11 protein-coding genes are annotated in these 12209 nt (G+C 55.5%); 5 read left to right on the plus strand and 6 right to left on the minus strand.

Translation table 11 applies throughout. The annotated features are described in order from the left end of the window. Position 1: 1 nt before the first annotated feature. The 5 genes from LMS44_RS23645 to LMS44_RS23665 all read right to left on the minus strand — a co-directional run bounded on the left by LMS44_RS23645 (position 2) and on the right by LMS44_RS23665 (position 4670). Positions 2-877 carry a pirin family protein gene (locus tag LMS44_RS23645; protein WP_089691120.1) on the minus strand — a complete coding sequence of 292 codons (876 nt, stop codon included), beginning with the start codon at positions 875-877 and terminating at the stop codon, positions 2-4. A gap of 112 nt (positions 878-989) precedes the next feature. Next, positions 990-2030: a zinc-dependent alcohol dehydrogenase family protein gene (locus LMS44_RS23650; protein WP_041157435.1), complete on the minus strand. Its 1041-nt coding sequence runs from the start codon at positions 2028-2030 to the stop codon at positions 990-992. 61 nt (positions 2031-2091) lie between these two features. After that, positions 2092-2247, minus strand: a complete 156-nt coding sequence (locus LMS44_RS23655; protein WP_258955963.1) for a hypothetical protein — start codon at positions 2245-2247, stop codon at positions 2092-2094. A 422-nt stretch (positions 2248-2669) separates the two neighbouring features. Next, a complete protein-coding gene (locus LMS44_RS23660) occupies positions 2670-3548 on the minus strand; it encodes a YicC/YloC family endoribonuclease (protein WP_089691123.1) in 879 nt (292 codons plus the stop codon). Between the two features lie 105 nt (positions 3549-3653). Then, positions 3654-4670 carry a substrate-binding domain-containing protein gene (locus LMS44_RS23665; RefSeq protein ID WP_009286319.1) on the minus strand — a complete coding sequence of 339 codons (1017 nt, stop codon included), beginning with the start codon at positions 4668-4670 and terminating at the stop codon, positions 3654-3656. A 300-nt stretch (positions 4671-4970) separates the two neighbouring features. On the opposite strand from LMS44_RS23665, the gene LMS44_RS23670 reads away from it, so the two are divergent. The 5 genes from LMS44_RS23670 (at position 4971) to LMS44_RS23690 (ending at position 11068) form a co-directional block, all read left to right on the plus strand. After that, a complete protein-coding gene (locus LMS44_RS23670) occupies positions 4971-5954 on the plus strand; it encodes a type 1 periplasmic-binding domain-containing protein (protein ID WP_498946564.1) in 984 nt (327 codons plus the stop codon). 76 nt (positions 5955-6030) lie between these two features. Then, the gene (locus LMS44_RS23675; protein WP_220388302.1) at positions 6031-7518 is read left to right on the plus strand and encodes a sugar ABC transporter ATP-binding protein; all 1488 of its coding nucleotides are present in this window, start codon (positions 6031-6033) and stop codon (positions 7516-7518) included. After that, positions 7511-8509 carry an ABC transporter permease gene (locus LMS44_RS23680; RefSeq protein WP_022521073.1) on the plus strand — a complete coding sequence of 333 codons (999 nt, stop codon included), beginning with the start codon at positions 7511-7513 and terminating at the stop codon, positions 8507-8509. Before LMS44_RS23675 ends, LMS44_RS23680 begins: the two co-directional genes overlap by 8 nt. Beyond that, the gene (locus LMS44_RS23685; RefSeq protein ID WP_041157439.1) at positions 8506-9498 is read left to right on the plus strand and encodes an ABC transporter permease; all 993 of its coding nucleotides are present in this window, start codon (positions 8506-8508) and stop codon (positions 9496-9498) included. The genes LMS44_RS23680 and LMS44_RS23685 overlap by 4 nt, the downstream gene beginning before the upstream one ends. Before the next feature lie 13 nt (positions 9499-9511). After that, positions 9512-11068 carry an FGGY family pentulose kinase gene (locus LMS44_RS23690; RefSeq protein WP_089691127.1) on the plus strand — a complete coding sequence of 519 codons (1557 nt, stop codon included), beginning with the start codon at positions 9512-9514 and terminating at the stop codon, positions 11066-11068. 122 nt (positions 11069-11190) lie between these two features. Here LMS44_RS23690 and LMS44_RS23695 read toward each other — a convergent pair whose 3' ends face one another. After that, positions 11191-12075 (minus strand): D-alanyl-D-alanine carboxypeptidase family protein, encoded by an 885-nt coding sequence (locus tag LMS44_RS23695; protein ID WP_498946567.1) that lies wholly within the window; start codon positions 12073-12075, stop codon positions 11191-11193. Positions 12076-12209 lie beyond the last annotated feature (134 nt).

Consider the following 12209-nt stretch of genomic DNA (forward strand, 5'->3'; position numbering starts at 1 on the left):
ACTAAGCATCCAGACCGCCGAACTTACCGTTCTGGTAGTCCTCGACCGCCTGAACGATCTCTTCACGGGTATTCATTACAAAAGGGCCGTGGGAGTAGACCGGCTCATCGATCACATCGCCATGACCAAACAGCAGCCGCGCATCGCTACTGGCTTCGATATCGAGGCTGTCACCTGTGCGATCTACTTCAATTAGGTGATGCGGCTTGACTGGCTCGCCTCCCACCGTGACATCGCCATCCACCACGTAGAGAAACACCTGCCGTCCTGACGCCACGGGCAACTGTTCGTGGCTACCGGCAGGCAACCGTAGCGTTGACATAAACACGCCAGTCAGTGAGTTGATAGGGCCAACGCTACCCTGCCACTCACCAGCGATCAGATTCAGCTCACCGCCACCCGGCAACGCGATAGCGGGAATAGATTCTTGTTGCAGCCCTACGTAGCGCGGCTCGCTCATTTTCAAGTGCGACGGTAGGTTGACCCACAGCTGCAGAATCTCCAACGGGCCACCATCGCGTAGAAACTCCTCTGGCGAAATTTCCGCATGCACAATGCCGCTACCCGCGGTCATCCACTGCACGCCGCCCGCATTGATCACGCTTTGATGCTTGGCGCTATCGGCATGGGCCAGAGAGCCTTCCAGTATAAAGGTGACCGTTTCAAAGCCCCGGTGCGGATGCGGGCCGAACGGCAGGCCACGATTATTGGCCGGATACGTCTGCGGGCCGTGATGGTTAAGAAACAGAAACGGATCGAGCTGTTCAAGCTGCGGCCCCGGCAGCGGGCGCCGGGTAATTAAATCGCCGATATCATCGCGCTTGGCCGGGTGCTGGGCGATCACGCGACGTGCTGATTGAATAGTATCTGATGGCATAACTTACTCCTTATCAATACGCCCAGCGTAAAACCTCAACCCGCCGATGAGGAGCGAATAATTTGCCTCGTTTCATTGAAGGAAATTGTTATTAAACGTCTCAGCGGTTTCCTCAAAACTCGGTCACCACCGTCACGCCCGCCCCTTCGAACTTATCCATGTTCATTAGCGCATCAATCGACTGCTCAAGATTGATTCGTTTGCCGATAAGCTTTTCAGGCGCCAGCTTCCCAGACTCTATCATCGCCAGCATGGCGTCGTAACGGTGGGCCTGCATGCCGTGACTACCCAGTATTTCAAGCTCATGGGCAATGACCTTGCTCATGGGAATGGCGGGCGTGCTGTTCTCAGCCAACATCAACCCGACCTGAATATGCTTGCCGCGTTTACGCAGATTGCTGATCGAGTTAAAGCAGGTCGTCGGGTGCCCTAGCGCATCCAACGACACGTGAGCACCACCTCGGGTTATTTCCGCAACTGCTTCAACCACATTGGCCGCCTTGGCGGCATTCACAGTGGCAACGGCGCCCAGTTGACGGGCCAGAGTAAGCGCCTCCTCCGAAATATCGATGGCCACAACGTTGGCACCGATGGCGTTGGCAATCATTACGGCGGATAGACCAACACCTCCGCAGCCGTGAATGGCCACCCACTGCCCAGCCGATGTTTGGCCCTGATCGACGACCGCCCGAAAGGAAGTGACAAACCGACACCCCAGGCTGGCCGCCGTCGCGAAGTCGAGTGTCTCTGGCAGCGCAACCAAGTTCACATCGGCATAGTGAATACTCACATACTCAGCAAATGAGCCCCAGTGAGTGAAGCCGGGCTGAAACTGACTATCGCACACCTGATGGTTGCCCGAGTGACACTCTGGGCAAGTGCCACAGCCACCCACGAACGGCACCGTGACGCGGTCGCCAATGCGCCATTGCGTTACATCTTTACCAACGGCTTCGACTACGCCTGCCAGCTCATGGCCCGGCACATGGGGAAGCTGGATATCGGTATCATGCCCTACCCAGCCATGCCAGTCGCTGCGGCAAACTCCTGTCGCTATCACTTTCACCACAACGCCATGCGGCTCAGGGGTGGGATCAGGTAATTGCTGGACGCGAGGAGGGGCGGAAAATTGCTCAAAAACAACGGCTTTCATAAAGAGTTCCTAATCTATATCGGTTTTTACTTTATAAAGTCTCATGTGGATAAGAAGCAAATTATTGGCCGCTAACGCTTAACCGCCCCACGACCTGCAACGATTCATCCATTGGACGCACCACGATCATCTCACCCGAGCCAACGCTGCCACCAATCAGTGCGGTGATATTTACCTGGTGGGTAACCAGCCGCAAATCCCCCGGTTCCTGTGCCATGCAGCGATTTGCTCTTGAGCGGCTTGAGTGGCAGCGATAGCGTCATTGATGACCCGTGGAAGGGCTTGCTAGGGGATGAAGACTAACAATGGAAAGGCGGGGTAAATGGATCGATTGAGCATTCTGCGGCAATCACCAGCTTACGACATTGTGGCTACCAGTGTGTATGGAAAACGAGCGCACCACCGCGTTCAATTTAGCAGGCCAAAAAAGCCGATACTCCCTGGCGCTCAATCAAACCTAATTTGGATAACACCCTTGATAAAGCCCGCACCCTATGGCCGCAGGCTCTGGTGGAGTTGCCCATGCACGACCCCCACAAACAGGCCCAGCGCGAGCATTGACAACACCTACATGCTGATTTTCGCCTAGCTGATTCCCCTACCTAGTCGCTAATCATGCTCCTCAGGTGCTAGATAACTTCACTCAATATTCTGAATCTGCTCCCGCATCTGTTCGATCAGCACCTTCAACTCCACCGCGCAGCGTGTGGTCTCAGCCACCACGGATTTTGACGAGAGCGTGTTGGCTTCGCGGTTGAGTTCTTGCATTAGGAAGTCCAAACGGCGGCCTTTGGGGCCTTTTTGGGCGAGCTGGTGGCTCACTTCTTCGATATGCGCGGTCAGGCGGTCTAGCTCTTCATCCACATCAGCTTTTTGCGCCACCAGCACCAATTCGGCTTCCAGGCGCTGGGGGTCGAGTTCGGTTTTGGCGACTTCCAGGCGTTCCAGCAGTTGGGTGCGTTGGCGCTCCAGAATCTGCGGTAGCAGGCTGCGCACGGTGGCGACCTGCTCACTTACCGCTGTCAGGCGGGTGGTGATCATCTCGGCAAGCTTTTCCCCTTCACGGGCACGGGCGTCAATCAGCTCATCCAGCGCTTGGTCAAACAGCGCTTTGGCGGCGGCCTTGATGGCGTCTTGGTCAAGGTGCTGGGTTTCCATCACGCCGGGCTGGTTGAGTAGCGCAAGTGTGGTGGGCGGCACGGCGCTGGGCACTTGCTGCTGAATGGCGGTTAGCGCATCAGCAATGGCGGCTAAGCGGGCGCTGTTAACAGCGGGGGCTTGGGCGGTTTCGGCGCTCTCAAAGCGAACACTGCACTCGACTTTGCCACGGGCTAAACGGGTGCGCAGCGCTTCACGCAGCACTGGCTCTAGGTCACGCAGGCTTTCATGCAGGCGGAAGTGAGGATCTAGATAGCGCTGGTTCACCGAGCGAATTTCCACCTGCAGCGTGCCAAACGGGGCAGCCTGCTCGGTGCGGGCAAAGGTGGTCATGCTGTGTACGCGGCTGGAAGTGGCCATGTTTCATCCTGGTAGTGAATAACGGTGTATAAAGCATTGCCAACAGTCGTGTCTAAATGGCTAGCCTATTCATTCGATTCAGTAAATGCTGTGCGAAAGAGCGTATCAAACACCCATTATTTCTGGCTGAACCTCTATGAGCAGACGGGAATCCCGCGGTGGCGTATCAATCAGCTCGAAGACGCGGTCGATCATCTCGATCACATTTTGCCGAACCATCATCAAACGCGGATGAAAGGCAGCGGCAAGAGGATCCCAGTCAAAACAACCAAAAATAATGTCATCTAGATAATAGCCATTTAGCTGTAACCCACGAACGATGCCCTCAAGAGAAATCGTGGAGTTGACGAACATAGCGCTGGGCAGAGTAGACCGGTTACGCATGTATGTTGCCAACGCAGCCTGGGCCTTATCGGCAGCATAATCGCAGGGGAGGATATTCTCTTCCGCCGTCGCCAGCCCCACCTCCTCTCTCGCTTGCTTGAAGCCGGCAATACGCTCGCGGGTATTGTGATCCTCATCACGGCCGCCAATAAATAGCACAGGGTCATCACTGCGCTTCTCTTCAGCAAGGCGGTTGAGGATGGCATGGGTAAGCTGTCGCGCGCCATCACGGTTATTGGAAATCACCGACGGTGCCTTACTGCCAGGAAGATCGAGATTAATGCTTTGCACGCCGCTCTCTGCACACATCTGTGCAATCGTATCCGGATCCGTTGCGCCGGTGCATACCAGGCACTCGACACGGTAAGCCAGCATCATACGGGCTGCTTCACACTCTTGCTTGGGATCTCGATTCGTACACGAAACAATCGCAAACAGCCCCCGTCGACGTGCTTCTGATTCGAAATGTTGGGCTATCGAACTGAAATAGCGGTTGTCGTACAGCGGCAGGATCATGCCGATGATACCTGAGCGTTCGCGCCGCAAGGCACGGGCCTGCATGTTGGCCGAGTAGCCTTCCGACTGGGCGAGCGAAAGAATTTTGCTGGCAAGTTTCTTGCTGATGCGACGGCGCTGCCAAGTGCCGTTGAGCACGGCACTGACGGTACTGGGCGATGTTTCTGCCAACCTCGCCAGGTCGTAAATAGTCAGCCGCTTGGATGAAGAGTCGCTAACCACGTGGCAGCTCCTTGCGATTAGATAAAAGTAGCATTGACGTGATGATGCAATAGATCAATCCTACGCTATGCACAACCGATTGTGCATTCTCGACTAAATGACAATAACGATAGCGATGACGCATCGCTTAGGTACCACTCAACGTATCCAGCACTGTGTAAAGCTCCTATGCATTGTGAGGCTCGGAAGCGTCTGCGCCATTTTATTTGATCATGACGCAACGTACAGCAGCACTATTAAAGCGCTTCAATGCACTCTATTCCACTGACTGGGTCAGCCAACAGCAAGCAGGAAATCACAATGAAATACAAAGCACTTCTTACCGCAGCTACGCTAACAGGCATTATCGGCAGCACCGGCGCAATGGCTCAGGAGTCTCCTACTATTGCCGTGGTCGCCAAGGTGGGTGGCATCCCCTGGTTCAATGCCATGGAAATGGGCATCGAACAAATGGGTGAAGAGCTTAGAGTAGAAGCCTATATGGTAGGCCCCACCAGCGCTGACCCTGCCCTGCAGGTACGTGCGATAGAGGATCTGATCAGCCGTGGCGTTGATGTCATTGGTGTTGTCCCGAATGATCGCGAGGTTCTTGAGCCGGTATTGGAGCGGGCACGTGATCAGGGAATTATCGTACTGACCCATGAAAGCCCCGAATCGGTCAACATCGACTACGACTTTGAAATGATTTCAGCGCAGCAGTTAGGTGAAGAGCACGCCAAGCTATTGGCTGACACCACCGGCTGCGAAGGCTCTTATGCCGTTTACGTTGGTGGCCTCAGCGTGCCCGCTCACAACGCCTGGGCAGATGCTGCCGTGAACTGGCTCGATGATAACTGCTCGGGCTTGACCCAAGCCGCTGATCGTTTCGGCGTGGCCGAAAGCGTCGATGACAGCCGCAATACCACCCTGGACTTACTGCGTGCCCACGAAGATTTGGCCGGCATCATGTCATTTGGTAGCCAGGGAACCATCGGCGCTGCTCGGGCCGTGAAAGAGCGGGGGCTGGAAGGGGATGTGGCCGTTATGGGCCTGTTCTCTCCTGGCCAGGGGCGCCGTCTGGTGCACGAAGGTGTGATTACCGGTGGTTTCCAGTGGAGCCCTCTGGACGCGGGCAAAGCGTTCGTTGCCCTGGGTGAGATGCTCTATAACGGCGAAGAGATTACCGATGGCGCCGAATTGCCGGTACTGGGTGAAATTACCCTGGACGGCAAAACGATCTTTGCCTCACAGCCACTCAAGCTGAGCAAAGATACCGTGGATGAGCTGGCAGAGCTCGGCCTGTAAGAGTGCGCTTATTGATCGTGTAAAGGCTGCCGCGCTCCTGATGAGCGCGGCAGTGATGTTGAGAGAGGAGCCTCCAATGGGCGATATCGCGATTCGAGCGCGTCACGTTAGCAAGATTTTCGGTCAAAGCCGGGTGCTCGATGATGTCGAATTCGAACTTCGCCGGGGTGAGGTGCTTTGCCTTGCAGGTGAAAACGGTTGTGGCAAAAGCACGCTCATTAAAATTATTAACGGCGTATACACGCCTGAAGAGGGGGTAGAGCTTTCGTTTGGCGATGAAACGCTCTCTGCCATTAGCCCGATAGAGGCGCGCAACCGGGGCATCCATGTGATCTGGCAAGATCTCGCGCTGTTCCCGCACCTGACCGTCGCGGAAAATATCGTCTTCGATGACTACGTTGCCAAGCCTTGGCGGCCTATTTCCTACAAAGATGCGCTGACGCAATCCCGCGAGATCATTCAGCAGTTTGGCCTCGACCTGGATCCGATGGCCCGTGTTGAAGACCTTTCGATTGCCCATCGTCAACTCGTTGCGATTTGCCGCGTGCTGCGTGCAGGGGCCAGTATCATTTTTATGGATGAGCCCACCGCCTCGCTTACCTATAAAGAGGTGCAGACACTGCTGGGCATTACCCGCTCACTGGCGGCGAAAGGCATTTCCATTGTCTTGGTCAGCCACCGGCTGGTGGAAGTGTTGGAGGTGTGTCAACGGGTCACCGTGCTCCGCAACGGGAAGTTGGTCGGCACCTACCCCACCGAGGGGATGACCCAGGCACGACTTTCAACACTGATGACCGGGCTTGAACTTGAGTTTACCCCTCGTGCTGAAACACACCAAGGAGCCCCGGTACTGGAGCTTAAAAACTTAAGCCGTGAAGGGGAATTTGAAAATGTCTCTTTCACCCTGCATCGCGGTGAAATTCTTGGCCTGACGGGTTTGCTGGGCGCAGGGCGTACCGAAATAGCCCACACGATTTTTGGGATGACCCAGCCCACTTCAGGGCAGCTGCTAAAAGAGGGTCAACCGCTGACGCTAAACTCCAACCGCGATGCCGTGCGCCATCGCATTGCCTACCTCTCTGAAGACCGACTCAATCTTGGTCTGGTGCAAAACCAGTCCATCAATATGAATACCGCAGTGACAGTACTACCAAAACTGGAAAAACCGCGCTTCTTTCTCTCCCCTCAGCGCATCAAGGCACTGACTGCCCACTGGATTGAGCAGCTTAAAACCAAGGTGAGTGATGCCGAGCTTGCGGTCTCCTCATTATCCGGTGGTAACCAGCAACGCATTGCACTCGCCAAATGGCTAGCCACTGAACCCGAGGTTCTCATTCTTGACTGCCCGACGATTGGCGTCGATGTAGGCGCCAAAGCCGGTATTTTCGACATCATCAGAAATCTTGCCGACCAGGGCATGGCCATCATTCTGATTTCGGATGAAGCAGGAGAAATCTGGATGAACGCAGACCGTGCGCTCGTATTGCGCGAGGGGCGCATCTACTCCGAGGTCATACCTGCGGAGGCCACGGAAGAAGCGCTGGAGGCGATCATCAATGCATAAACGACTGCTAAACAGAAGAATCGGCACTGAAGGTACTCTATTGAGTATCCTCATGCTGCTGTGCGTAGTGTTGGCACTAGCGACCGACAGCTTTCTCACCTTTCAGAATCTGTTCGACCTGCTTAACAATCAGTCGGTCAATATCATCTTTGCAGTGGGCCTGGTCGTCGTTCTGATTGCGGGTGGGATAGATATTTCCTTCGCAGTGGCGGCATCCGTGGTGCAGTACGTGGTGCTGTCACTGCTGATGAATTACCTGGGTGGGGGCAACTGGTTGCTTGGCATCCTGCTTTCGATGCTGGTTGGCATGCTACTGGGGCTCTTCAATGCGCTGCTGATCCATCGCTTCCGAATAGTTTCGATCATCGTCACCATCGGCACATTTAACCTGTTTTTCGGCCTCTTGATGTATTTCACCAGCGGGGTGTCCATCTACGATATCCCCGATTGGCTCTACTACTCCGTTCCGCTGCTTGACCTACCCGCCGAACGCGGATCAGCCACGCTCTACTTACCCGCGGCAGTTATGGTGGTGATGGTCATACTCACTTGGTTCATTCTGGCCCGCACCGGTTTTGGTCGCGCGATCTACGGTTTCGGATCAAATCCCGAGTCAGCCCGCCGCTCTGGCGTTAGTGTCTGGAAGATCCATGCCTTTGCCTACGGCTGGCTGGGTCTATGCGCGGGGGTGGCGGGCCTGATGCAGGCACATATCGTACAAGAGGTCGTGCCCAACGCCTTGATAGGCCAGGAGTTGCCAATTCTGGCGGCTGTCGTGCTAGGCGGCGCCACCCTGGGTGGTGGGCGCGGCTCAGTGCTCGGCGCCGTACTGGGTGTGCTGCTTCTCGCCGTCGTCCAAAACGGCCTGAATCTGCTGGGTGTCACTCCTTACGCCTTCCGCATGATTGTCGGGCTGATTATCTTGATTGCGATCACCACCAGCAACCTAGGCAACCTGTTGCCCCGCACCACCAAGGCGAGGAACGTATGAATAAGCGCCTGAATAAACAGCCCTCCACGGCCGGACTCCGCCTGGGGGGCGATAGCATTGAAGTGGCCGCCATGACGGCTCTGCTCATCGGCAGTATTGGCCTCTTCTCGCTATTGGCACCGGGCTTTCTGACCGCCACTAATTTTGGCTCGATGTCGATGCAGCTGCCGGAGCTGGGGTTACTCTCACTGGCGATGCTGCTACCCATTATTTCCGGCGGCCTGAACCTCTCGGTTACCTTTACCGCCAATATCGCAGGGCTGATGACCGCCTGGCTGGTACAGGGGTTACTGGCGGGCATGGGCATACTAAGCGTTCCCATGGCGATTATCGCCGGGCTTGCCGTCGGCGCTGCCGCAGGCTTTTTGATTGGCGTTATCGTTGCCTATGTGGGCGCCCACCCCATTTTGGTTTCCCTTGGGGCAATGATCTTTCTGCAGGGTGTGGGTGAGTTTTTAACCCGCGGTGGCGGTATTTCAGGCATGCCGGAGGTATTTCAAACCATCGGCAGCGGCAGTTTTCTGGGCATACCAATCCCCATGCTGATCTTTCTCGCCGCTGCCGCAGGGTTGATCTACATCATGCATTTCACCCGCACTGGCTTTTCGATTTATATGCTGGGCTCCAACTCTCGGGCGACGGAGTACTCGGGCATTAACGTCAAGCGCGTGTTGATCACCGTCTACACGATTTCCGGCATTTTGGCAGGGTTAGCGGGCATGGTGATGCTCGCCCGCTTTAACTCTGTACGTGTAGGCCACGGCGAGAGCTACCTACTGATTACGGTTTTGGCCTGTTTTCTGGCCGGGGCAAACCCCTTTGGTGGCTTTGGCCGCGTACTGCCACTGGTGCTGGGCTTGATGAGCCTGCAGGTAATCGCTTCCGGCATGAATCTGATGGGCGCCAGCCAGCATCTAGCCACCGCGGTATGGGGGGCTTTTCTAATTATTGTAATGGCACTACGTATGCCATTTATTAAACAGTCGTGAGTAAGGTTTTCCCATGAGTCATCAAGAACATGTTCTAGGCATTGATATCGGTACGGGCAGCGCCCGAGCAGGCATTTTCACGCCGGATGGCGTGATGCTTGCCGAAGCGAAAACACCCATTGCAATGCATCGCCCTGCCGAGCATCACGTGGAGCAAAGCTCAGCGGATATCTGGCGCGCGGTATGCAGCGCAACCCAGCGCGCCCGCGAGGCTGCCGGTGTAACGTCCGATTCCATCACCAGTATGTCGGTGAGCGCCACCTGCTCGTTGGTGCTCCTTGATAAACAGGATAAGCCTCTAGCGCTCTCACCGGGCGATGAGGCGTGGAATATCATTGTGTGGATGGATCATCGGGCAACCGCAGAAGCCGCTGAGTGCACGGCTACCCAGGCCGCGCCGCTGCGCAATCTGGGTGGTGTCATGTCTCCTGAGATGCAGATGCCTAAGCTCATGTGGTTGAAGAGGCACCAGCCCAAGCTCTATGCAAAGATCGGCTACGCTGGTGATCTAGGCGATTGGCTGGGCTTTAAATGCACCGGCTCTCTTGAACGCTCGGTCTGCATGCTCTCCTGCAAGTGGACGTTTGACCCACGCCCTGGTCATGGCTGGGATCGCGACTTTCTAAACCAGATCGATATGCAGGATGTACTCGAGTGCGCCCGCCTGCCCGAACAAGCCCTTCCCGTGGGTGTAGCACTTGGGCAGTTGACCGAAGAAGCCGCCGATGACTTGGGACTGACGACTCGGTGTACCTTCGCAGTGGGCATGATTGATGCCTATGCCGGTGCGCTTGGCACGCTAGGCAGAAGCCTCGCTGATGCTCCCGAGCGCCGCCTTGCCGTGATTGGCGGCACTTCCACCTGCCATATCGGCGCCCAGCCGGTGCGGCGAGAGGTACCCGGCGTGTGGGGCCCTTATCCGGGGGCGCTATGCGACGGTTTTGTTGCCAACGAAGGGGGGCAAAGCATTACCGGTGCCCTTCTAGATCATCTGGCGGCACTATTTTCAGCCAGCAGTGAATTCGGCGACGATCTTCACGGCGCGTTATCAGACCTTCTACTCGAACGCTTGGCATCCGGCGACCCAGCTCCTGACACCCATGTTTGTCCAGACTTCATTGGCAATCGCTCGCCATTGGCGGATCCGGAAATTCGCGGCACCATCACGGGATTGACCCTTGATACTCCTCGCGAGAGCTTCATCAAGGTCTATTGGGCGGCAGCCACCTCGCTGATTTACGGCACCCGTGCCATCATAGAGCGTATGAACGCCCATGGTTATGCCATCGATACCCTGCACCTCAGCGGAGGGCATGGACGTTCAGCACTGCTGCGCAAGCTCTATGCCGACGGTACCGGTTGCCGGGTTGTGCTGGCGGATGCGCCGGAACCCGTACTACTTGGAGTAGCCGTGGCGGCGCTCGCTGCTCAGGCCAATGGTGAGGTGCTCAGCGTTGCCAATGGCCTCACCCCAGGCGAACAAACATTAGAGCCCGACCAGGCAATGCAAGCGCTGCACACTGCGCGTTATGCCGCTTTCAAGAAACTTTACGAAGGGCGTCTCGATTGACGCAACCAACCTACTTCATGGGGTCATTACATGAGTAGTGCGTAGGTGTCCGAAATCCGTGAACAAAACATAAACATCGTTCCCACCCGGAGCGATGATCATTAGCGGTGCAAGGTACAGATTCAAACGGTGCCGCGTGCTAATTCATTACTGAGGTCAACCAATTTCAAATAGTCGTGGTATCGCTCCTCTACTGTTGGTGACCCAAGCGATACTGAGACGCAGATCCCTCCGCTCTTAGTTGCCGAAACAGATGCCAGGTTGAATATAGCTGGCCATAGCGTGCCCGTTTTCCCACCAAGATATTGCGGAAGCGAGAATTCCGGTACAGCCCGTCGCGTTGAGGAGTGAAAAGCAGACTTTAAAACCAGCCTGCGCGGCACCGGTCCCGTTATCCCAATAGAAAAAGCCTTGGTCCCCCAAACCCTCGTAATCGGGCCATATATCAGACATTTCTTAACCAGCAATGATAAATCACGGGCAGTAGATCGTTGTCCGCGTACCGCCAACCCGTGTGGGTTCAGGAATTGCGATTTCGTCATCCCAATATTTCGAGCGGTCGTGTTCATTTCCGCAACGAAGCGCTGCACGGCGTCGTGACTTGTGCCTGTCTTCGATCCCAGCATCATTTGACCAAATGTCCGCGCAATCAGATTGGCTGCTACATTTGATGACGGCACCAAAAGGTTAGCAATGCTGTCGCCGAGTGAAAGGCGGTCTCCTGCATGAAGGTTACGACCTGATCCTTCGACATCATCTTCAGAAACTATCTCTAGCTTGAAGCTTTTCGGCAACTGGAAATTACTTGCCATCTCGATGGCAACGACGGCCGTCATCAGTTTGACGATTGACGCAGGCGTCATTGCCTTGTCGGCATCCTTCTCATAGATGATGACATCAGAGCCAGTGGAGTTGCGAGGCAACTGCAAACAGATCGCACTTTTCGCGGCGAGATCGGGCGTAGGGCCTATTGATTTGCGTTCATCATACGGAGCGTGATTAGCCAATTCCGTTATTCCCTACTGTTGTCGTCAACGGTCACGAGGATTCAGATGACAAAGATGTCGTCTGCGCTCAGCGACGACGAATTTGTCAAAGTTGCAAACCAGATAGCAGTCATCTCTCCGTTGCCATCCGGGTC

It is taken from the genome of Halomonas profundus (assembly GCF_020865425.1).
Taxonomy (GTDB): domain Bacteria; phylum Pseudomonadota; class Gammaproteobacteria; order Pseudomonadales; family Halomonadaceae; genus Vreelandella; species Vreelandella titanicae.

Bases quoted from the DNA above. Each gene is read 5' to 3' on its own strand.
- LMS44_RS23685 (WP_041157439.1), top strand. From the start codon at position 8,506: ATGAATAAGCGCCTGAATAAACAGCCCTCCACGGCCGGACTCCGCCTG.
- LMS44_RS23680 (WP_022521073.1), top strand. From the start codon at position 7,511: ATGCATAAACGACTGCTAAACAGAAGAATCGGCACTGAAGGTACTCTA.
- LMS44_RS23675 (WP_220388302.1), top strand. From the start codon at position 6,031: ATGGGCGATATCGCGATTCGAGCGCGTCACGTTAGCAAGATTTTCGGT.
- LMS44_RS23660 (WP_089691123.1), bottom strand. From the start codon at position 3,548: ATGGCCACTTCCAGCCGCGTACACAGCATGACCACCTTTGCCCGCACC.
- LMS44_RS23690 (WP_089691127.1), top strand. From the start codon at position 9,512: ATGAGTCATCAAGAACATGTTCTAGGCATTGATATCGGTACGGGCAGC.
- LMS44_RS23650 (WP_041157435.1), bottom strand. From the start codon at position 2,030: ATGAAAGCCGTTGTTTTTGAGCAATTTTCCGCCCCTCCTCGCGTCCAG.
- LMS44_RS23655 (WP_258955963.1), bottom strand. From the start codon at position 2,247: ATGGCACAGGAACCGGGGGATTTGCGGCTGGTTACCCACCAGGTAAAT.
- LMS44_RS23645 (WP_089691120.1), bottom strand. From the start codon at position 877: ATGCCATCAGATACTATTCAATCAGCACGTCGCGTGATCGCCCAGCAC.
- LMS44_RS23670 (WP_498946564.1), top strand. From the start codon at position 4,971: ATGAAATACAAAGCACTTCTTACCGCAGCTACGCTAACAGGCATTATC.